Annotated in this window: 20 protein-coding genes and 1 pseudogene; 9 read left to right on the forward strand and 12 right to left on the reverse strand. The window is 60.1% G+C overall.

The window, feature by feature from the left end; all coding sequences use genetic code 11:
* Positions 1 to 42 precede the first annotated feature (42 nt).
* The 6 genes from HU766_RS02875 (at position 43) to HU766_RS02900 (ending at position 6,828) form a co-directional block, all read left to right on the forward strand.
* A complete protein-coding gene (locus HU766_RS02875; protein ID WP_186653165.1) occupies positions 43 to 1,392 on the forward strand; it encodes an MFS transporter in 1,350 nt (449 codons plus the stop codon).
* Between the two features lie 59 nt (positions 1,393 to 1,451).
* Positions 1,452 to 2,114, forward strand: a complete 663-nt coding sequence (locus HU766_RS02880; protein WP_186653167.1) for an RraA family protein — start codon at positions 1,452 to 1,454, stop codon at positions 2,112 to 2,114.
* A 348-nt stretch (positions 2,115 to 2,462) separates the two neighbouring features.
* A complete protein-coding gene (locus HU766_RS02885; RefSeq protein WP_186653664.1) occupies positions 2,463 to 3,593 on the forward strand; it encodes an MFS transporter in 1,131 nt (376 codons plus the stop codon).
* A 22-nt stretch (positions 3,594 to 3,615) separates the two neighbouring features.
* Positions 3,616 to 4,257 (forward strand): alpha/beta hydrolase, encoded by a 642-nt coding sequence (locus HU766_RS02890; RefSeq protein ID WP_186653170.1) that lies wholly within the window; start codon positions 3,616 to 3,618, stop codon positions 4,255 to 4,257.
* A 143-nt stretch (positions 4,258 to 4,400) separates the two neighbouring features.
* Positions 4,401 to 5,768, forward strand: coding sequence for an MFS family transporter (locus HU766_RS02895; protein WP_186653172.1), 1,368 nt, complete (start codon positions 4,401 to 4,403; stop codon positions 5,766 to 5,768).
* Between the two features lie 16 nt (positions 5,769 to 5,784).
* A complete protein-coding gene (locus HU766_RS02900; protein ID WP_186653175.1) occupies positions 5,785 to 6,828 on the forward strand; it encodes a hydroxyacid dehydrogenase in 1,044 nt (347 codons plus the stop codon).
* A 74-nt stretch (positions 6,829 to 6,902) separates the two neighbouring features.
* Here the strand turns inward: HU766_RS02900 and HU766_RS02905 are convergent, their stop codons facing one another.
* The 9 genes from HU766_RS02905 to HU766_RS02945 form a co-directional block, all read right to left on the reverse strand.
* Positions 6,903 to 7,499 (reverse strand): TetR/AcrR family transcriptional regulator, encoded by a 597-nt coding sequence (locus tag HU766_RS02905; RefSeq protein WP_186653178.1) that lies wholly within the window; start codon positions 7,497 to 7,499, stop codon positions 6,903 to 6,905.
* Positions 7,500 to 7,665: 166 nt separating this feature from the next.
* Positions 7,666 to 8,490, reverse strand: a complete 825-nt coding sequence (locus HU766_RS02910) for a CoA ester lyase (RefSeq protein ID WP_186653181.1) — start codon at positions 8,488 to 8,490, stop codon at positions 7,666 to 7,668.
* Positions 8,487 to 9,329: a MaoC family dehydratase N-terminal domain-containing protein gene (locus tag HU766_RS02915; protein ID WP_186653184.1), complete on the reverse strand. Its 843-nt coding sequence runs from the start codon at positions 9,327 to 9,329 to the stop codon at positions 8,487 to 8,489. The genes HU766_RS02910 and HU766_RS02915 overlap by 4 nt, the downstream gene beginning before the upstream one ends.
* Before the next feature lie 19 nt (positions 9,330 to 9,348).
* Positions 9,349 to 10,290, reverse strand: coding sequence for an FAD-binding protein (locus HU766_RS02920; protein WP_186653187.1), 942 nt, complete (start codon positions 10,288 to 10,290; stop codon positions 9,349 to 9,351).
* Positions 10,291 to 11,040, reverse strand: a complete 750-nt coding sequence (locus tag HU766_RS02925; protein ID WP_186653189.1) for an electron transfer flavoprotein subunit beta/FixA family protein — start codon at positions 11,038 to 11,040, stop codon at positions 10,291 to 10,293.
* Positions 11,041 to 11,090: 50 nt separating this feature from the next.
* Positions 11,091 to 12,293 carry a CaiB/BaiF CoA-transferase family protein gene (locus HU766_RS02930; protein ID WP_186653192.1) on the reverse strand — a complete coding sequence of 401 codons (1,203 nt, stop codon included), beginning with the start codon at positions 12,291 to 12,293 and terminating at the stop codon, positions 11,091 to 11,093.
* Positions 12,294 to 12,355: 62 nt separating this feature from the next.
* The gene (locus HU766_RS02935; RefSeq protein WP_186653195.1) at positions 12,356 to 13,519 is read right to left on the reverse strand and encodes an acyl-CoA dehydrogenase family protein; all 1,164 of its coding nucleotides are present in this window, start codon (positions 13,517 to 13,519) and stop codon (positions 12,356 to 12,358) included.
* Positions 13,520 to 13,588: 69 nt separating this feature from the next.
* On the reverse strand, positions 13,589 to 14,185 hold the full coding sequence (locus HU766_RS02940; protein ID WP_186653197.1) for a thiamine pyrophosphate-dependent enzyme: 597 nt from the start codon (positions 14,183 to 14,185) through the stop codon (positions 13,589 to 13,591).
* Positions 14,173 to 14,703 carry a thiamine pyrophosphate-binding protein gene (locus HU766_RS02945; RefSeq protein WP_027593331.1) on the reverse strand — a complete coding sequence of 177 codons (531 nt, stop codon included), beginning with the start codon at positions 14,701 to 14,703 and terminating at the stop codon, positions 14,173 to 14,175. The genes HU766_RS02940 and HU766_RS02945 overlap by 13 nt, the downstream gene beginning before the upstream one ends.
* A 418-nt stretch (positions 14,704 to 15,121) precedes the next feature.
* Here HU766_RS02945 and HU766_RS02950 point away from each other — a divergent pair, with 418 nt between their 5' ends.
* Together HU766_RS02950 and HU766_RS26400 are read left to right on the forward strand one after the other, a co-directional pair.
* Positions 15,122 to 16,411 (forward strand): dicarboxylate/amino acid:cation symporter, encoded by a 1,290-nt coding sequence (locus HU766_RS02950; protein WP_186653200.1) that lies wholly within the window; start codon positions 15,122 to 15,124, stop codon positions 16,409 to 16,411.
* 473 nt (positions 16,412 to 16,884) lie between these two features.
* A complete protein-coding gene (locus HU766_RS26400; protein ID WP_273027577.1) occupies positions 16,885 to 17,013 on the forward strand; it encodes a hypothetical protein in 129 nt (42 codons plus the stop codon).
* 100 nt (positions 17,014 to 17,113) lie between these two features.
* Here the strand turns inward: HU766_RS26400 and HU766_RS02955 are convergent, their stop codons facing one another.
* Positions 17,114 to 18,481 carry an MFS family transporter gene (locus HU766_RS02955; RefSeq protein WP_186653203.1) on the reverse strand — a complete coding sequence of 456 codons (1,368 nt, stop codon included), beginning with the start codon at positions 18,479 to 18,481 and terminating at the stop codon, positions 17,114 to 17,116.
* Positions 18,482 to 18,833: 352 nt separating this feature from the next.
* Here HU766_RS02955 and HU766_RS02960 point away from each other — a divergent pair, with 352 nt between their 5' ends.
* A complete protein-coding gene (locus HU766_RS02960) occupies positions 18,834 to 19,757 on the forward strand; it encodes a LysR family transcriptional regulator (protein ID WP_186653206.1) in 924 nt (307 codons plus the stop codon).
* A 1,180-nt stretch (positions 19,758 to 20,937) separates the two neighbouring features.
* On the opposite strand, the gene HU766_RS02965 is transcribed toward HU766_RS02960, so the two are convergent.
* Both HU766_RS02965 and HU766_RS02970 read right to left on the reverse strand, forming a co-directional pair.
* Positions 20,938 to 21,243 (reverse strand): DUF6482 family protein, encoded by a 306-nt coding sequence (locus HU766_RS02965; protein ID WP_016486281.1) that lies wholly within the window; start codon positions 21,241 to 21,243, stop codon positions 20,938 to 20,940.
* A pseudogene (locus tag HU766_RS02970) lies at positions 21,240 to 21,413 on the reverse strand (DUF3833 family protein); the annotation flags it as partial. The gene HU766_RS02965 and the pseudogene HU766_RS02970, both read right to left, overlap by 4 nt.
* Positions 21,414 to 21,440: the final 27 nt, after the last annotated feature.

A 21,440-nucleotide genomic window follows, 5' to 3' on the forward strand; every position in this document is an offset into this window, starting at 1 on the left:
CGCCTAGATTACCGCCGAAATACAAAAACAAAGGTATGAAGTATGTCGACCGTTGAAGTTGCACAGGCCAAAGGGCGCAGCACTTACCGGTGGATAGTGGCTGGCATGATCTTTTCGATCTATACCATCGCTGCCGCCGACCGGGCCAATCTCGGCGTTGCACTGCCGTTCATCCGTAAAGAGTTCGAGATGAGCAACGCAGAAGCGGGTGGGCTGATGAGCCTGTTCCTGCTCGCCTATGCGTTGGCGCAAATCCCGGCGGGCTTGGCCTTCAGCCGACTGGGCGTGAGCCGGATCCTGCCGACCGCCATGGTCATGACGTCGGTACTCACCGGTTTGGTGGGGACTGCAGGCTCACTGCTTGCGTTGAAAGTCTATCGGTTTGGCCTGGGCCTGGCCGAAGGGCCGCTGCCGATCAGCATGACTACCACTATCAACAACTGGTTCCCGCCGAGGGAAAAGGGCATTGCTTCAGGCATCTTCCTGTCTGCGGTAAAGTTCGGCCCGGTCATCGTGCCGCCGCTGTGCGCCGTGATCATCGCGGTCTGGGGCTGGCGCGAGGTGTTCTACTTCTTTGCGATACCCGGCATCCTGTTGTCGATCGCCTGGTATTTCATGATTGCCGATCACCCGTCGAAAAGCCGCTTCGTGAATCAAGCCGAGCTTGACTACATTACCGACGAAACGCCGCTCGACAAGGTCGCCAGCTCTAAACCCGCCGAGCACAAGACTTCAGGACTGGGCCTCAAGCGCCTGGACTTCATTATCCGTCGGCGCGAAGTGTCTGCGTTGGAGACCAAGCGCCAGGTGTTCGGCTCTTGGCTGATCTGGGGAAGCGCGCTGGCGTACTGCTTCCAGTTGGGCGTCTCGAGCGTGCTGTTATCCTGGATTCCCACCTACCTGATCAGCGTCAAAGGCTTCTCGCTGATGAACATGGGCCTGGTCTCGGCAGCGCCTTGGGTAGGGGCGGTGCTGGGCAATCTGTTGGGCGGCTACTGTTCGGACCGTTGGTTGGGCGGCCGGCGCAAGCCGGGGATGCTGCTTTCGGCGCTGGGTACGTCGGTGATGATGTACCTGTTGATCCATTCGCCTGCCGACCCGCTCTCTTACGGTCTGTTGCTGATGGCGACGGGCGTAGTGCTGAGCTTCGGGTTCTCGTCATACATGGTCTACCCAATGGCATTGGCGACCAAGAAAACCTTCCCTGTGGCCAACGCGATCGTCAACATGGTCGGCCAGCTAGGGGCCGCCGCGACGCCGTTCCTGACCGGTCTATTGCTTGACAGCTACGGCTGGAACTATGTGTTCACCTACCTTGCAATTGGTTCGTTCGCCAGCTTCGTGCTGTTGCTGACGATTCTGGAGCCGGTGCCGAAGGCCAACAAGGCGTGACCGCAGGGTGTATGGCGTCACCCGTTGTGATCAATTAGTCTGTTTGAAAGGAGTTAACGATGCACGCAGAAGATAAAGCGCTGGTCGCACTGTTCGAAGGCCTGGACACCCCCGGCGTTTCGGATGCCCTGGACAAGCTCGGCCTGCCTGGCCACTGTTTTGGCGTCATGCCGCTGGACAACTACAAACAGGTCGTCGTGGGGCCTGCTTTCACCGTGAAGTACGTGTCGGCCAGCGTGCCGCCGGGCACGGTTGGCGATTTCATCGAAGACGTCGCCGAGGGCGATATCGTGGTCATCGATAACGATGGCCGCACCGATTGCACCGTGTGGGGCGACATCATGACCCAGTACGCGAGCACTCGGAACATCGCCGGCACGGTAATCGACGGTGTCTGCCGCGATGTCAACAAGGCCCTGGGCGATGCGTATCCGCTGTTCACCCAAGGGCGTTTCATGCGCACCGGCAAGGACCGCGTCCAGGTCGAATCGGTCAACCAGCCGGTGTCCATCGGCCAGGCCCGCGTGTGCCCGCGTGACATCATCGTCGCCGACGCCAATGGAGTCGTCGTGGTGCCGCGTGCTCGGGCGCAGGAAGTTGCCCAGGTGGCGCGTCAGATCGAAGCGATCGAAGCGGATATCCGAGCATTGATCAGCCAGGGCCGCCCCCTCAAGCAAGCGCGTGAAGAGCTGGGTTATCACACCTTGCAACGCAAGTCCTGAGCGTCGGTCTACTGACCCACGGTAAGCAAAAAGCGGCAAGTGAAGCGTTCAGCGAAATGAACGCAGTACTTGCCGCTTTTTTGCGTCCACACCAGCGTTAATGTGCTAAGCCTCCCTGCGCAGGAGGTATAGCTGTTATGCCCACAATGTTTAGCAGCCATGCACAAGCCCCTTTATTATTATAGGCGCGCGCGTCCTACGCGCCTTTCCCTCCACACACCCTGTCGGCGGTCAATGCGGCTAAGGTTTCCCTCGCTGGCCATTCCTGCGAATCGATCTATATCTTGAAGGTTTACCGTGCACGCTGAAGTTCGTCTTCCCGGGGCCCGCGGCATTTTTTGCCTGGGCATGCTGCAGATTCTGGTCTGGGGCGGTTCGTTCTTTCTCCTGGCGGTCATGGGCGAGCCGATCATGCGCGACACGGGCTGGGGCAGCCAGTGGGTCTATGGCGCATTGTCGTTGAGCCTGATGATCTCGGCGCTGCTGGCCCCCATCTCGAGCCGTATGGTGGCTCGTTATGGCGGCCGCGTGCAATTGGCCTGCAGTGGCCTGATCGTCGCGCTGGGGTTGTTGATCGTTGCCGCCAGCGAAACCCTGCCGGTGTTCCTGCTGGCCTGGGCCGTGATAGGTATCGGCATGGCGGCGGGGCTCTATGAAGCTCTGTTTTCCACACTTGGCGCGTTGTATGCGGAGCGCGCTGGCAAAGCCATCACCGGCATTACCTTGATCTCAGGCTTCGCCACGACCCTGGCCTGGCCGCTGGTTGCATTCGCCATCGAGCACGTGGGCTGGCGTGCCACCTGCGTGGGTTATGCGCTGCTGCTGGTGCTGGCGACCCCGCTCTATCTGAAGGTCTTGCCAAGCGGTGGCAAACTGCGCCAGGTCAAAGGCAGCACCGAGCAAAGCAGCCCGCCGGTTGACCGGCGTCTGTACCTGCTGTTGATCTGGATCTTCGCGCTAGGCGCGATCATCATGACGGCAATCTCGGTACAACTGGTGGCAGTGCTCCAGGGTCTGGGCTACTCGCTGGCGGCGGCGATCGCGCTGTCGTCGCTGCTCGGCCCTAGCCAGGTGGCCTCACGGGTTCTGCAAATGATCGCGGGCAAGCGTCATCCGATCTGGACGGCGCTGGTGTCGGCGGTGCTGGTCTCCGTCGGGGTGCTGCTGGTGGCCTTCGCGCCAGGCGCCACGGCAGTCGGCTTGCTGCTGTACGGCCTTGGCAACGGCTTACGGGCGATCGTCCGTGGGTTGCTGCCGCTGGTGTTGATGCCGGCCTCGCAGTATGTGGCGCTGATGGGCAGGATGTCGCGCCCATCGCTGATCGGCCAGGCCCTGACACCCCTGGCCAGTGGCTATTTGATGCAGCACTTCGGGGCACTCGGCGTACTCATCACGTTGTGCAGCCTGGCCGTGATCAACGTGGTGCTGGTTGGCCTGGTATTAACGTCGTTGCAACGGTCTCCCGCTCAGCCGGCCTGAGCAGCAGTAGAGGAACATCAGCATGAGCGATGAAAAACGAAGCGAGCGTCTGATAGAGGGGCCAGCAGGCCAGATTGAACTGATCATCGATGAACCGAGCGGCCCACCTAGAGGCGTGGTGGTCGTGAGCCACCCTCAGCCACTGCTGGGCGGTAGCCCGCATCACCTGGTGCCACTGACGCTGGCACGCAAGCTTTGCGCAGAAGGCTGGCGAGTGGTCCGCCCGAGCTTTCGTGGCGTGGGTAAATCGACCGGTGTGCATGACGGAGGCATCGGTGAAAGCGAAGACAGCATCATCGTCCTCAAGCACCTTCAGCGCTCGTACCCGGACCTGCCGATCGCCCTGGTCGGGTTCTCCTTTGGCGCACATGTGTTTGGTCGGGTCGTGTGCGCGCTCGAGGACACCCTGCACGCGGTGGCACTCCTGGGGCTGCCGGTGGGCTTAGTGCCCGGAGGACGCTTGTACGAGCCACTGGCATTGCCTGTCGAGTGCCTGCTGCTGCATGGCGAGCACGACGAAATGGCGCCCTTGGCAAACCTGCTCGACTGGGCGCGGCCAGAGCGTCGGCCGGTGGTGGTGTACCCTGCTAGTAATCACTTCTTCAAGGGCTGCCTGGCGCAGGTCGCGCAGCACGTGGCACGGCACTTGAACCACGCTAGCTGATCAACCCACGCGCCGCTTCGACGGCGCAACAGCCATATCCATCGAGCATATCTGTTAGGCCGTAAGGCCGCCTGCCGCCGCCTCTGATGTTATGCAACGCTAGTACCGCAACTGTTAAAAAAATAACAACAAAAGGTACTGACATGCATGCACAAAGCCCTACGGCTCAGCCGTTGACTCGCAAAGAGCGCACTACCGCCATCGTCGGTGTCTGTTCAGGCAACCTGGTGGAATGGTTCGACTTCTTCATCTACGCCTACACCTCCATCTACTTCGCATCGCTGTTCTTCCCCAAGGGCGATCAGACCAGCCAGCTGCTGGCAACCGCCGGTATCTTCGCCGTCGGCTTCTTCATGCGCCCCTTGGGCGGCTGGATCTTTGGCTACATTGCCGACACGCGCGGGCGCAAGATCTCGATGATCATCTCGGTGTTCATGATGTGCGGCGGCTCGCTGATGATCGCTGTCATGCCGACCTATGAAATGGTCGGCGTCGCGGCACCGATCCTGCTGGTGATCGCACGCTTGATGCAGGGCTTGTCGGTAGGGGCCGAATATGGCACCGGCGCTACCTACATCAGTGAAGTCTCACGCGCTGGGCGCCGCTCTTTCTACGGCTCGTTCCAGTACCTGACGATCATCGCCGGGCAACTGCTGGCGCTGCTCACCGTTGCGGTTCTGCAGCAAGTACTCTCCGAACAGGATTTGAAGGCCTGGGGCTGGAGGATTCCGTTCTTCATCGGTGCGCTGGCATCGGTGGTAGTGGTTTACCTGCGCCGCACCATGCGTGAAACCGCAACCGAGCAAGACATGAAACGCAAGGAATCCGGGTCGATCAAGGCGCTGATGCAGCACAAGCGCGCGGTGCTCCTGACCTTCACGCTGACCATCGGCTGCTCGCTGTATTTCTACACGTTCACCGCCTACATGCAGAAGTTTCTGGTGGTCAGTGTCGGTATTCCCGCGCCAACCGTGAGCCTGCTGATGGCCGGTGCGCTGGTGATCTTCATGATCGCACAGCCGCTGTTCGGCTTGCTCGCCGACCGCATCGGCGTGCGCACCAACATGATCATTTTCGGCACGCTGGCGACCTTCCTGGTCATCCCCTTGCTCACGGCCATCAAGTCGACGCAGGACCCTTATGTGGCGTTCTCGCTGGTGGTCGCCGGGTTGCTGATCGCCGCGTTCTACACACCGGTGACCGGCGTGCTCAAGGCCGACCTGTATCCAGGTACGGTGCGCGCACTCGGGGTAGGGCTGCCCTATGCGGTAGGCGCGGCCATGTTTGGTGGTTCAGCAGAGTATGTCGCCTTGACGTTCCGCGCGTCGGGCATTGAAGAGTATTTCTACGTCTACGTTTCTGTGATCGGGGCGATAACCCTGATTTCAGCCCTGTTGATGCCTGACCTGGGCAAGCATGGCTACCTGGACGGTGACGGCAAGGTCGAGGAAAACACCGGTCTGCGCAAAATGCTCAATCGCCGGGTACAGTCCCTCAATTCCAATTCCTGAAGGCCAGAGAGCGATGATGTCTGTGCAAATCAAAAGGGTATTTCGCTTCGACGTGTGGTACCACCCGGTCATGGCCCAAGTGTTCACCGAGACGCCTGGATTCGAGCTGAACACGATAGCTCGCGCTGCTCCCAGAGCGCACATCCTGCAGGCGCTACGGGCCAGCCATGTCTATCAGATTCCGTCAGCTCGAGACGAATTGCCCGCGGGCTGGCGGGCGGATGCCGAGTTGCTGGCGCAGTTGCCGCAGCTGTTGTGCATCTCCACCAATGGCGCTGGATATGACACGGTCGACCTCGAAGCCTGCAACAGGGCAGGGGTGCTGGTACTCAACCAGTCCGGCGCCAATGCTCAATCTGTGGCAGAGGCGGCGATCGGCCTGATGATCGACTGTTCGCGGCGTATCAGTGAGTCCGACCGCCGGCTGCGCCAGTCGCGAGGGTATTCGCGCGAAGACCTGATGGGCTCAGAGCTCTACGAAAAGACCTTGGGGCTGGTCGGTATTGGCGAGATTGGTGGCCGGGTGGCGCGAGTGGCTCAGGCGCTGGGTATGCGGGTAGTGGCATTTGACCCCGGGCTTACGGGTGAGCAGGTACGTGACAAAGGGGCTGTGGCGGTTGACCTGACTACGCTGCTGGCCGAGAGCGATGTGGTTTCGCTGCACTGCCCGCGCTTGGCAGAAACGCTGAATCTGATGAACACCACCACCTTCGCGCAGATGCGCCAAGGCGCTATTTTCATCAACACCGCGCGCGGAGGCTTGCACGATGAAATGGCCTTGCACCAGGCGTTGGCCAGCGGGCATCTGGGCGGCGCGGGTATCGATGTATGGGATCAGGAACCGCCACCGCTTGAGCATCCCTTGCTAGCCTTGGAAACGGTGGTTGCGCTCTATCACACGGCGGGTGTCACCCGTGAAGCCAGGCAGCGCATGGGGCAGTGGGCGGCGCAGCAGATCATCGAGGTGATGGCCGGCCACCCGGGGCCACGGATGGTCAATCCGCAGGTGTTTCCGCGCTTCCTTGAGCGACTGCAGGCTGGGGATCACAGCGTCTATTGAAGTAGATCCCTAAAGGCCTCGAACCGGCGTCCATGTTGCCATAAGGCAATTGGGGCGCCGGCTCGAGGCCTTTTTTACAGCTCGTGCCGGTCAGCAGAAGTGGGGCATGACAACAGCGCGGTGCTCATCCGCGTAATCCAGGCCTCTATCCAGGCTTCATCGACCGGGATTGGCCGGTTGCGCATGCCATCGGCAGTCTCAATCAGGGCAAAGATTGCCGCGATAGCGCTGGGTATGTCCTGCACGATGAACTGCCCGCAGCGCTGCCCGTGTTCTATTGCCTGAAGCAACGGCGCCTGCAGCCTGTCGAGCGCCTGCGCTAGCCAGACTCGCTGGCTTGCTTTGACATGCCGCGACTCGTGGCGCAGCAGCAGCTCTTCACAGGGGTGCGAGCGCTGGCGGGCCAGGAGAAAGCCCAGGTAACCCTGCAGATCGCGGGTGTACGGGCCACGTTGCCAAGCTTCCAGCCGCTGCGCGAGGATGTTCAACAGGACATCGAGGAGCAAGTCCTGTTTACTCGCGATATGGTGGTAAAGGCTGCCGGGTTGCAGCCCAACGCGGGCGGCCAGCTGGCGCATGCTCATGGCGCCATAGCCGTGCTCGGCGATCAGTTCACGCGCCGCAGTCAACAGAAAATCCGGGCAGTCGTGCGTGTCCGCGGCGTCAGGCATAGGCTGGCAATCTGGAAAGGGCACGCAGGAGCCGACAGACAGCGCGGCGGCAGCGGTTACGTGAAGGGCTGTTGTTCATTTGTTTTACCTCCAGGCAAAAAAACCAGGCAGGCAACCGAGTCCGTCAGAACCGCGGAAGTAGCCTGCCTGGGGTAAACAGCTTTGCTCAGTCGTCTTGGGCGATGCGCTCGAGCGTGGCACGCGCACGCAGTATTACTGGCGCATCGACCATTTGCCCGTCGAGGGTGAACACCCCGGCGCCGCTTTCGGCGCCCGCCACCACTCGGCGCGCCCAGTCCACCTCGGCCTCCGATGGTTGCAACGCCTGATGAATGACCTTGACCTGGCTGGGATGAATACACAACGCGCCGCCAAAGCCCATGTCACGCACGAACTCGGTATGCCGGCGCAGGCCCTCGGTGTCCTGGATGGACGGGTACACACCGTCCAACGGTGCGGCAAGATTCGCCACTCGGCTGTGCAGCAAGATGGCGTAACGCGCGTGCGCCAGGACTTGCTCGGCGGCCTCGCTGCCGCTGCGCAGGTTCAGGTCCAGCCCAAGGTCAAGGCTGCCGAAAGACAGCCGTTCGACGCCGACGCTCGCCGCCAGTTGAGGCAATGCGACCAGCCCGCGTGCGCTTTCGATGATCGGCCAGACGGGCTTGCCGGTCGCGTGTGCCAAACGGATTTGTTCGACGGTCTCGGCCTTGGGCAAGAGCATGCCGCGCACCCCCGCATGACGTTGGCACAGGGCCAGGTCTGCCTCATGCGACCAGTGCTCGGGGGCGTTGACCCGGACCAGTACCTGGGCCTGAGGATGCGCTAGCAAAAACGCCTCGAGGTTGTCCCGGGCCTGCTCCTTGGCGGCCTCTTCGACGGCGTCCTCGAGGTCGACGATCACCCGATCGGCACCACTGGCCAAGGCTTTGAGGATGCGTTCCGGCCGGCTCGCCGGGACGAACAGGGCACTGCGTACGACTGCCTGGCTCATTGTGCGGCTCCTGTGCTGAACGCCACTTCGCCGGATTGCGCCATACCGGCCGCGGCGGTCGCCCACACCTGCGCCTTGCCGGTTTCCAGCAGACGTCCACCGACTTCGAACGCGTCAGGTGAAATCAGTGGGCGCAAGCCGCGGAAGTTGAAGCGATGTACGCGTGCATCCGGGTTGGCCTGCTGGAAGGCCCGCAGGCTGAGGGTAGCGATCAGCGGGCCATGCACCACCAACCCCGGATAGCCTTCTGTCTCGGTGACATAAGGCCAGTCGTAATGGATGCGGTGGCCATTGAAGGTGACCGCCGAATAGCGGAACAGCAACGTCGCATTGGGCTCGACAGTCTCCTGCCAGGCGCCTTCAGGGGCTGCCTCGGTGCCGCCGAGTTTGGGCGGGGAGGGCTCGCGGTAAACGATATCCTGCTCTTCCACCAACACATTACGGCCGTCCTGAACAAACTCGTGCTTGACCGTGACGAACAGCAACGAACCGGTCCTGCCGTGTTTCTCTTGTACGTTGAGAATGGTCGAGCGGCGCGACACTTCGGCCTCCACGAGCAACGGCGAAATGAACTCCAGCCGGCTGCCCGCCCACATGCGGTTGCGGTTGTCTGCGGGTGGCAGGAAGCCGCCGCGGGCAGGGTGGCCATCACTGCCCAGGCCCACAGCGTCGACGGTGTCCTGGAAGAACGCCCAGTGCCAGAGCAAGGGCAGGGCGTCGCCTGGCCTAGGTGCCGGCTCGCTCAGGGTCGCGGCGATGCGCTTGACCAGGTTGTGGGTTATACGGTCGTGGCTGGTTTCGGTGCGGCCGATCCAGGCGCTGAGGTCTTGTGTGGTCATTGTGCGTGTCCTCGTCTGATCAAAGATGGCTGGCAAGTTCCGGCACGGCGCCGAACAGATCCGCCACCAGGCCGTAATCGGCCACCTGGAAGATCGGCGCCTCTTCATCCTTGTTGATCGCAACGATCACGTTGGAGTCTTTCATGCCGGCCAGGTGCTGGATCGCACCGGAGATGCCGACCGCGATGTACAGCTGCGGTGCGACGATCTTGCCGGTCTGGCCAACCTGCATGTCGTTCGGCACGAAGCCTGCGTCGACTGCGGCGCGCGAGGCACCGACAGCGGCGCCGAGCTTGTCGGCCAGGGCGTACAGGTGCTTGAAGTTGTCACCGTTGCCCATGCCGCGGCCGCCGGAAACGACAATCTTGGCAGCGGTCAGCTCAGGACGATCGGACTTGGCCAGTTCTTCGCCGACGAACTTCGATTTACCTGCGTCGTGGGCCGCGCCAACGGCTTCAACCGAGGCCGAACCGCCTTCAGCAGCAACCGGGTCGAAACCGGTGGTACGCACGGTGATGACCTTGACCGCAGCGCTCGATTGCACGGTGGCAATGGCGTTACCGGCGTAGATCGGGCGCTTGAAGGTGTCGGCCGACTCGACCGCGATGATCTCGGAGATCTGGTCGACATCGAGCAGCGCGGCAACGCGCGGCAGGATGTTCTTGCCATTGGTGGAGGCCGGGGCCAGCACGTGGCTATAACCCGCAGCCAGCTCGACGATCAGCGGCGCGACGTTTTCCGGTAGAGCGTTTGCATAGGCTGCGTTATCGGCAACCAGCACCTTGGCAACGCCAGCGATCTTGGCAGCGGATTCGGCAACGCCACTGACGTTCTGGCCAGCGACCAGCACGTGTACATCACCACCGATCTTGGCGGCAGCGGCGACAGTGTTCAGGGTGGACGGGGCTACGGCAACGTTCTCAGGACCTTGTAGGAGGTCAGCGACAACCAGGATAGTCATTTAGATTACCTTCGCTTCGTTCTTCAGCTTCTCGACCAGTTCGGCCACCGACTTGACCTTGATACCCGCGCTGCGGGCAGCCGGCGCTTCGACTTTCAGGGTCTTGGTGGTGGAGGCGGTGGAAATGCCCAGCGCATCCGGAGTAACAGTCTCCAGCGGCTTCTTCTTGGCCTTCATGATGTTCGGCAGCGACGCATAGCGCGGCTCGTTCAGACGCAGGTCGGTGGTGACGATCGCCGGCAGGTTGAGCGCAACGGTCTGCAGGCCACCATCGATTTCGCGGGTGACGTTGAGCGTATCGCCAGCCACTTCAACCTTGGAAGCGAAGGTGCCCTGGGCGAAGCCAGTCAGCGCGGCCAGCATCTGGCCGGTCTGGTTGTTGTCACTGTCGATGGCCTGCTTGCCGAGGATGACCAGCTGCGGCTGCTCCTTGTCGACAACGGCCTTCAGCGCCTTGGCCACGGCCAGGGAGTTCAGTTCGTCAGCAGCTTCGACCAGGATCGCACGATCGGCGCCCAGGGCCAGGGCAGTACGCAACTGCTCCTGGGCAGTGGTCGGGCCGACGGAAACGACGACGATCTCGGTCGCAACACCTTTTTCCTTCAGGCGTACGGCTTCTTCCACGGCGATTTCGCAGAAGGGGTTCATGGACATCTTGACGTTTGCAAGGTCGACGCCGGAGTTGTCCGCCTTGACGCGAACCTTGACGTTGTAGTCGACCACACGCTTGATTGCGACGAGCACTTTCATGGGCAGTATGACTCTCTGATTATTGTTCTAAGACTGCAAAAAAAGAGGGGTCAGATGACCCCACAAGTGCGCAGTTCCTCAATACGTTCAGCAGACAGGCCGAGCTGGGCGAGAATGCTCGCGCTGTGCTCGCCCAGGCCAGGCACCGCATCCATGCGCGGGCTGAAGGCGTTGCTGCTGGCGGGGGGGAGCAGGCTTGGAATGCTGCCATTAGGCGTCGCTACTTGTCGCCAGCGCTCGCGTGCCTGAAGTTGTGGATGCTGCCAGACCCCCTGCATGTCGTTGACACGGGCATTGGCGATGCTGGCGGCGTCCAGGCGGTTGATGACGGTGTTGAAGTCGAGCGCGGCGAAGGCCTGAATAATCAGTTCGCGCAAAGCGTCGCGGTTTTCCACGCGCTTGAAATTGGCCGAAAACCGCTCATCGTCGGCAAGCGCAGGCTGCAGCAGGACCTGCTCGCAGAACAGCCGCCATTCACGCTCGTTCTGTAGCCCGAGCATGATGGTATTGCCATCTCCGGTAGGGAACGGCCCATACGGATAGATGGTGGCATGTGCAGCGCCGGCACGCGGTGGCGGGGTCGCACCCTGGTAGGCGTAGTACAGCGGGTAGTTCATCCATTCCACCAGGCTCTCGAGCATCGAGACGTCGACATGGCTGCCTTCGCCAGTCTTGTCACGCAAGAGCAGAGCCGATAGCACACCGGTGTAGGCGTACATGCCGGCGGCGATGTCGGCAATTGAATTGCCCGCTTTGGCCATCTGATCGTCACCAGGGCCGCCGGTCACCGAGAGAAACCCGCCTTCGCTCTGTATCAGCAGGTCATACGCTTTCTTTTGCTCGTAGGGACCACCTGCGCCGTACCCGGAGATATCGCAGACGACCAGTTTCGGAAAGCGTGCATGCAGGGCTTCAAAGGACAGGCCGAGCCGCGCTGCCGCGCCTGGCGCCAGGTTCTGCACCAGCACGTCAGCCTGTTCCAGGAGCTGATCGAGGATGTCGCCGGCGATATCCTGCTTGAGGTCCAGCGCCAGGCTTTCTTTGGAGCGGTTGGTCCAGACGAAGTGCGAAGCCAGGCCATTAACCCGCTGATCGTAACCGCGCGCGAAATCGCCCACGCCCGGTCGCTCGACCTTGATTACCCGGGCGCCAAGATCGGCCAGTTGACGGGTACAGAAGGGCGCGGCAATGGCGTGTTCGAGGCTGATGACGGTGATCCCGTCGAGTGGGCGAATACCTGTAGGCTGGCTCATGATTGTTATCTCTCTTGTCATGGCAGGCCCCCGCCGCCTTGGCGGCCAGGGGGCGACTTCGGTCAGAACGAGCGGGGCAACTCCAGCAGGTGCTCGGCGACATACGACAGGATCAGGTTGGTCGAGATGGGGGCCACCTGGTATAGACGGGTCTCGCGGAACTTGCGCTCGACGTCGTATTCGTTGGCAAAGCCAAAGCCACCGTGAGTCTGCAGGCAGGCGTTGGCGGCTTCCCAACTGGCCTTGGCTGCCAGGTACTTGGCCATGTTGGCGGCGGCACCGGCATTCTTGCCGCTGTCATACTCTTCACAGGCGCGCCAGCGCATCAGGTCGGCGGCTTCGATTTCGATATGCGCCTCGGCAATCGGGAACTGCACCCCCTGGTTCTGCCCGATCGGGCGGCCAAATACCACGCGGTCACGCGCATATTGGCTGGACTTCTCGATGAACCAGCGGCCATCGCCGATGCACTCGGCGGCGATCAGGGTACGTTCGGCATTGAGGCCGTCGAGGATATAGCGGAAACCTTTGCCTTCCTCACCAATCAGGCTGCTGGCGGGGATCTCCAGATTGTCGAAGAACAGTTCATTGGTCTCATGATTGACCATGTTGGCGATCGGCTGCACGGTCAGGCCATTGCCGATGGCTTCGCGCAGGTCGACCAGGAAAATCGACATGCCTTCGGATTTTTTCTTCACCTCGGCCAGCGGGGTGGTGCGCGCCAGGAGGATCATCAGGTCGGAGTGCTGGATCCGCGAGATCCACACCTTCTGCCCGTTGATCACGTACTTATCGCCCTTGCGCACGGCGGTGGTCTTGATTTTGGTGGTGTCGGTGCCGGTGGTAGGCTCGGTCACCCCCATCGACTGCAAGCGCAGTTCGCCACTGGCGAGTTTGGGCAGGTAGTAGCTTTTCTGTTCGTCGCTGCCATTACGCAGCAGGGTGAACATGTTGTACATCTGGCCATGAATGGTCCCGGAGTTACCGCCGCAACGGTTGACCTCTTCAAGGATCACCGACGCTTCGGCCAGGCCCAGACCTGATCCGCCGTATTCTTCGGGGATCATCGCTGAAAGCCAGCCGGCTTCGGTCATGGCTTTGACGAAGGCCTCCGGGAAGCCCTTTTCTTCATCGAGCTTGCGCCAGTACTCGGCAGGGAAGTCACCACACAGGGCGCGTACGCCCTCACGGATGGCATTGAGTTCTTCGTTGTCGTAGTCGCTCATTATTGTTCTCCAGGCGAGGCAGGCTTGCAGCGTCGTCGTGGTTCGGCTGCAAACCTGCCTCTAACGCGGTCAGAGAGGCTGGAAGCCGAGGGCAGCGCGGAAACGGTTCTTGATGTAGTGACCGTCACGCGGCGGCAAGACCCGCGGCGGGTTCTCAGCCTTGATCTTGACGGTGGCGAGCTTCACGCCTTCACGGCTGGCAAAGCGTTCGCGCAGGTCATGCACGCCCTCCATTTCGCGAATTTCGCGGGTCCAACTAAAGCCGCAAGTCTGCGCGACCTGATCGAGCTTGATGCCGAAACCGGCATGGCTGACCTGCATCCCCGTCTCTCCGAAGTGGCCGTTGTCCAGCACGACGATGGTCAGGTTGGCCGGTTTTTGCAGAGACACCGTAGCCAGTGCGCCGAAGCCCATCAGCAGCTCGCCGTCGCCGGTAATGACCACGACCGATTTGTCCGGTTGGGCATTGGCCAGGCCAAGGCCAACGGTGATGGCGCTGCCCATCGCGGCCCAGAGGTAGTAGTTGCCGTCGTGGTCACCTGCAGCCATCACATCGTAGGACGCAGAGCCCAGGCCGGTAACGACCAGCACGTCCTTGCGATCGGCGAGCAGGGTGCGTACCACTTCACGGCGGCACAGGGTGTGGTTAGCGCTTACTTGACCCATTTCTTTTCTCCGATCAGGCGCTGACCGAGCAGCAGGGCGGTGGCAGAATCACCGTTGAAGGCCATGGTAGCGGCGCCATGCAGCAGCGGCGCGACGTCCTCGGGCACATCGGCGCGCCAGGTCATCACCTTCATCAGCTGCAGAGAGGCCTCGGTGGCTTGCCCCATCGGGTTCTGCCAGGCGTTGAACTCGGCCCAGTCGCCGCGCATGGTGACCACCATCAGCAGTGGGAAGCCGGCGCAGTTCTGCAGGGCCAGGGTGTTGATGCAGTTACCCACACCACTCGACTGCATCAATAGCGCACCACGCTCGCCGCCGAGCCAGGCGCCGGCCAGGTAGCCAATGCCTTCTTCTTCGGTGGTGAGGACGACTGCCTTGATATCAGGATCCTGATAGGACATGCGGATGGCGGCCGAGTGGCCGGCGTCCGGGACGAAGACGACATGCTTGACGTCGTGAGCCTTGAGGACGCGGAAAACGTCTTCTTGCCAGCTTTGTTCAGCTTCTTGCGATGACATGGTTGTCTCCAGTGCTGCTCTTGTTTTGCCTCATCATGAAGTGAAAGCAAGCCACCGACGACTACCATTTTTCTCTTTGAGATATGCCCGTTCGGCATACCTTTCTCACCCCGGAAGCGGCACCTTGTTATCGCACGAAGGCATAGCTGATAGGCCGAAACTGACCTTATCCAACGCCGTGGATTTGGTTACGGTTTGAGGTCGGCGTCCCTACGGGCGCCGTGCTTGACCCACAAAAATAAAATCCGAGGGTACTTCCATGTTCGAACGCTTCCTGCGCTGGCTCACCCCTGCACAACTGTCCGCGATATCGCAGTCTTCCTCGGCATGTCCTACGAGGCATCTTGCTACTGCCTACCTCATTCCGTAATGCACCGCACCTGCGGTGAAACGTTCATTACTTGATAACAGGTGGTCCATGAAATACCGTCTCCCGCTCGCAGGCTGGATCCTGCTGGCCATGCTCACCGGTGTGCTGATCGGCTACACCATCTTCCTTAATGCCCCTGATAAAGCCAGCGCAACCGAGATTGCCGGGTACATCTCGATTATCTCGGATGTGTTCTTGCGCCTGATCAAGATGCTGATTGGGCCGCTGGTGTTCTCTACGCTTGTGGTCGGCATCGCTCACATGGGCGATGCAGGTGCTGTTGGCCGTGTGTTCAGCAAGGCCATGCTGTGGTTCCTGACGGCTTCGCTGCTGTCGCTGGCAGTGGGCTTGATGATGGCCAACATCCTCCAGCCGGGTCAGCACCTGGCGTTGCCGCTGCCTGATGTCAATGCAACGACGTCATTGCAGACTTCGGCGTTCACGCTGAAAGGCTTCGTGACTCATCTGGTGCCTAGGTCGTTCGCGGAAGCGCTGGCCACCAACGAAATCCTGCAGATCGTGGTATTTTCGTTGTTCTTCGGCGTGGCGCTGGCCGCGCTGGGCGAGAAGGCCAAGGGGCTGGTTCGCCTCACCGACGAACTCGCGCAGGCCATGCTGACAATTACCGGTTATGTGATGAAGCTTGCACCCTTGGCGGTCATGGCGGCGATGGCGTCCACCGTAGCAATCAACGGGTTGTCGATTCTCGCAACCTTTGCGGTGTTCATGCGTGACTTCTACATTGGCTTATCGCTGCTATGGGGCTTGTTGATCCTGGCGGGGGCGATGTTCCTTGGGCGGAGGGTGTTCAGCCTGCTGCGGCTGATCAAGGAGGCGTTCCTGCTGGCGTTCGCGACAGCGAGTTCCGAGTCGGCGTATCCGAAGCTGTTGGCCGCGCTCGACCGTTTCGGCGTTTCGCGCAAGATTTCCAGCTTCGTGATGCCCATGGGATACTCGTTCAACCTCGACGGCTCGATGATGTACTGCACCTTCGCCGTGTTGTTCATCGCCCAGGCTTACGGCATCGAGATGACGCTGGGCACGCAGATTCTCATGCTGCTGACCTTGATGTTGACGTCCAAGGGGTTAGCCGGTGTGCCGCGCGCCTCCTTGGTGGTGATTGCGGCGACCCTTGTGCAGTTCGACATTCCAGAAGCGGGGCTGCTGCTGATACTGGGTATCGACACCTTCCTCGACATGGGCCGCTCGGCGACCAACGCGGTCGGCAATTCGATCGCCACGGCGGTGGTGGCGAAGTGGGAAGGGGAGTTGCTGGACGAGCCTGAGGCTGAGGTAGTGGCGCAAGCTCGCCAGGCCGATAACTCCGTGGCTGGCTGATAGGGAGTGTGCTGCGCGGGGAGCTGAACTCAGCCAAACCTGAGTACGCCCGCTACGATGAAGCTGCGCACTTTTGCAGTGCGTAGCCGATCGCGGGTTAGAGCAGGCTCAATGGCTTGGGGGCTACGAAATCCTTCAGGACGGGGGCCCAGCGCTCCACACGACAGCGCGGGTTGCACCAGTCCTTCTGCGGCCAACATTAGCCAAACCCGCACAAGGCGGCGCTGAGCTGCCTTGACGCGTCGTTCACACGCAGCCGGCTGCCGACGTGTACCGGATAGACCACACCGTCGCGTGTGAAGCTCCACTGCTTACTCATCTCCCGTCCCAGAAACCATAGCCCAGACACGCATGGTTCTGCAGTGCGCCTGATAAACAATCTGCAGTAGTCAATCTGACAACCACAAATGCGTTTGTCCCTATTAAGTGAACGAATAGGCTAGCATCGATCTCCGAAAACGGTACGCGACGCGATGGGCGTGGAAGCAGGCTTGCAACTGATGTTCGGCATATCCTTCGGTTACGCCGATCCGCAGTCACCGGCCAACTTCGTCGAGGTAGGCAGAGCAGCGCTCGATGAAAGTGTGGTCAGGCACTTCTGATAAAAAGCGGGGGCTGAAAAGGGCTCAGGCTCGCACCCGTGTTTGGCGCGAACCTGAGCCTTTGAGACGCTACAGACCAGTCTAGTGCGAGGGCAGGCGCTCAAGGCTGCGCCGTTTCCATCCGACTCACTGGCATGCCGGTATTCTCCTCCACCTTGCCATCCCCACTGATGTAGCCATGACGGGTCAGGTTAGGCATCAGCATCGAGGCAATGAGGGTCACACAGAGCACCGCGGCGACGTAGAAGAAGAAATAGTCCTCGGCGCCTTCTGCCCGGAATGACAGCGCCACATACTCTGCCGTGCCGCCAAACGCCGCATTGCCGACGGCGTACGGAAAGCCTACGCCCAAGGCCCTCACCGCCGGTGGGAACAACTCGGCTTTGACGATGCCCGCGATTGGCGTGTACAGCGAGGCGATAACCAACCCGCCAAACACCAGCGCAAACGCCACGAAAGGACTTTGCGTGCCCTTGATCGCCAACAGCACCGGGATCACCAGCAGCACCCCCAGCCCCGAAAACATGAGCATGTGAATCTTGATCCCGAGGCGGTCAGCCATCAGCCCGAACAGTGGCTGGCACAACATGAAGCCGATCAGTGCCGAGGTCATGATGAAACTCACAGTTTCTGCGTCGAAGCCGGCTGAGATCACCAGGAACTTCTGCATGTAAGTGGTGAAGGTGTAGAAGTACAGCGAGCCGCCAATGGTGAAGGCAAACACCAATGCCACGGCGCGTTTGTGTTTGAACATGCCGCGCAACGAGCCGGCACCCTCACGGTTCATGTCTTTTCTCGACGCGGTTTCGTGCATCGAACGACGCAGGTAGACCACCACTACGGCGCTGACGGCACCGATGAAGAACGGGATCCGCCAGCCCCATTCGCGCAGCTGTTCGTCCGTCAGGGTCTGCTGCAGGATCACAACGGTGAACAGCGCCAGCAGTTGCCCGGCGATGATCGTGAAATACTGGAACGAGCCGTAGAAGCAGCGGCGCCCCGGTGTGGCAATCTCACTGATGTAAGTGGCGCCGGTACCATATTCGGCGCCTACCGATAGGCCCTGGATCAGCCGTGCGACCACCAGCATGATCGGTGCCGCGATGCCCACCGTTTCATAGGTCGGCATCACCGCGATCAGCAGTGAGCCGCCGCACATCATGAACACCGAGATGATCATCGAGACCTTGCGACCTCGTGTATCAGCGATCCAGCCGAAGATCCACCCGCCCAGTGGACGCATGAAGAAACCGACGGCAAACACGCCAGCAGTGGCCAGCAGCTGGGTGGTGGTATCTCCTTTGGGGAAGAACGACGCCGCAAAATACATAGCGGTATAGGCGTAGATGAAAAAATCATACCACTCGACCAGATTGCCCGAGCAGGCACCCATGATCGCGCGAACACGATTGGGTTGGCGGGCGGGCGCATCATCGAGATCGTTATTGATGGGCAGGGGAATGGACATGGTAGGGAACCTCTGGCAAAGCACGAGACATCACAAAGCGACAGCAAGCGCTTCATGCATGGCTTGGGGGCATTTCTGCGGGTCAGTGCGGGCGGTGCGTTCGCAAACAGAACGGCTGCAGTGCACGCGGTTCTGCCAGAGGAGGGGAGGTGATGAAAAGCATGATCAAGTCCTCTAGTCTTATTCTTGTGAGGCATCGCGTATCGAGGCGCGACTTGCTTGCAAGCTACTCCACAGCGCTCAGCTGAATAAGGGGACCAGGTGACTATCTGATATGCTGAAATTCTATAGCTGGTAGCAGTCGGGCTGTTTAGACTGCGACCCCACCCCATTTTCCCGCGTTGGTCAGCCCATGGACGTCGTTCAGCTCAAAACACTTATTCATGTCGCCGAGCTAGGCAGTCTCAGCAAGGCTTCTGATCGACTGCATATCGCTCAACCGGCGCTGAGTCGGCAAATACGACAGCTGGAAAAAGAACTGGGGGTCTATCTTTTTGAGCGCCACGGTCGCGGCATGATCATCACCGAGGCCGGTAGTGAGGTGCTGCAGCATGCCACGCGCATCATGGATGAACTCGAGGCAATTCGCAGTTCGGTCGCGGGGGGGCAGGGGGCCTTCCGTGGCGCCGTGGCAATAGGCACCACACCGACCATCGCTGAAATCATGACGGTGCGTCTGGTTAAGCGCATTCGTGAAGAAAACCCGGATTTATCGATCCGTTTCTCCTCCGCCTTCAGCGGTTATTTGCTGGACTGGATCCAACGCGGCGAATTGGAACTGGCAATCTCCTATGACCTGGAGCCTTTGCACACGCTGCGCATCGTACCGGTGATGATGGAGAATCTGGTTCTGGTAGGACCACCCAGTGCCGGCCTGACATTGGATCGGGCCGTCAACTTTGCAAGCCTGGCCCACGAACAGTTGGTCCTGCCCAGCCCGCGACATGGCCTGCGCAAGATCATGGACCGTTGCGCTGCAGATGTCGGTTTCAAGATCGTAGCCAGTGTCGAGGCGGATTCATTTGGCGCCATGATCGATCTGGTCCGCAATGGTTTCGGTCTGACCGCTTTGCCACTGGCGTCAATCTATGTGCATCTGCAAAACGGCACGCTTTGCGCAGCGCCACTGGTAGAGCCGACGCCGATGCGCAAACTGGTCATAGTGTCACCTGCCGACAGGCGAGTAAGCCCAGCGACTCGCTACGTCGGCGAGACGTTCGTAGCATTGGCGTCGGAATTGGTGGAACAAGGGATCTGGGCCGGTCACATGCTCTGAGCGCATTCAAAAAGATCATTGAAGTCAGCGGGTTGCCTGAGTGGGCGCCATTCCATTCATTAAGTGACGGTCACAATTACCGACGCTGGTGACACCTGTAAAGCGCACCTCCAGACACACCATTTAACATAATATGAATTATGCGCACCCTTGGATATTTCTCACGGGGCCTTGTACCTGTGACGATTGCGAAACTGCGGCACTAGAAATTTTGAAACCTGGGAATCCCTAGGAATACGCGAAGATTCAATGGGTTACGGAAAGAAATGGTTCTCTGGGTTTACAGTACTCGTGTCCCATAGCTTCGAAAAAAGCTGTAAACCTGGGAATCTGGGTCAACCTCCAGAAAATTTCGCGTCGTCCAATTGGTACGCTCGCGTTCTGGAAAGTCGAAAAGAACCTCAGGATCACTCAGTCGCTCATCGAAATTTGTTAGCCAGGCGTGAATGTAACTGGCGCGTCAGGGGAAAAGCTGGTGCTGACGTTATTAAACAGATGATTTTCTCGTCCTAAAACGCGGCGCAACGCTTAAAAACAGAGGGAGTTGTCGGAAATAGTGGCCTCTAATATCTGGCTGCAATCGTCAGTAAGGCGTCTAAGTCAGTATTCTGGGTAACGCGCGAAAACATGGGGCAACGTTAGAAAAATTATTAACCTTGGCACTCGACCAGTTCCGAAAATGTCAAATCCGATGCGGTCCGCGACCATTACCCAGTGGACCCAGCGAACAGCGACTTTTAACCGATACAGAGCCGTTGTTACCCGTCAGACGGCCTTGTGCAGTGATCCCGTGAGATGCTTGAACTGCTCTGCTCCTCTGCACGCATGGCTTTGCGACTGTAAGGAGTAGTGTTTTATTTTGCTGTGACAGCTTTTATTTTTTGGCGATATTAAATAGTGCGCTGGCCGTTCAGCAGTAGAGGCTTGCATTGAGTTGGTCATCTGCTACCCTTCGCCAACTTGCATTCTGGTAAGTCTTAATGTTAACTACACTAAATATCCATTTAGTTTAGTTATATATGGCTGCGGCAAATGATCCAGACGCTGCCCCTCAAACACAGCTATAGCCACCCCTTCACTCTCCGAGAGCAAATCACGCAAAGGCGGCACCTAGCGGGCCTTACCCTCCACTTCCGCCATCAGAACAACATCGCGGGCGGGCCCAGGCGCATCGTTCAGGCTACCACTGGCTGGTGAGCGTTACCGGTACGCGCAGCGGCGCAATGGGGCCGTCACGTTGCCCGCACATCTCATCATGCACCACCTGCTGTACCAGCATGCAGGGCACGGGTGGCAGGTCGGCCAACAGCTGCCGCAGCTCGGTAGTGGAGCGCACGCGAACGGGCTGCCCATGGGCATCGCTCAATGTCACGGGGCCGGCGTCGGTCAAGGCGCGCAGGAGGTAGAAACCACCCTCCAGCGACAGCAGTTCAAGTTCCTTTGCTTCGCCGGTCGAGACCAGCTGGGTAAGCGCGATCAGGTTCATGGTGTGCCCTCTGGCAGGCGGCGGAAGAACAGGGTGATCTGGGCGATCTCAACGCCCAGCTTGCTCATGCTTGAACGGTTGATCAGGGTGTCGTCATCCATGAGGTACATCCAGTCGTCCAGGTCTACCTGCCAGTGCCGCCCGTCAACTGGCAGGTCCAGCTGGTAACGCCTAGGAAACCAGCAACAGCACTTTGT

This window comes from Pseudomonas sp. SWRI77 (assembly GCF_014269105.1).
Taxonomy (GTDB): Bacteria; Pseudomonadota; Gammaproteobacteria; order Pseudomonadales; family Pseudomonadaceae; genus Aquipseudomonas; species Aquipseudomonas capeferrum.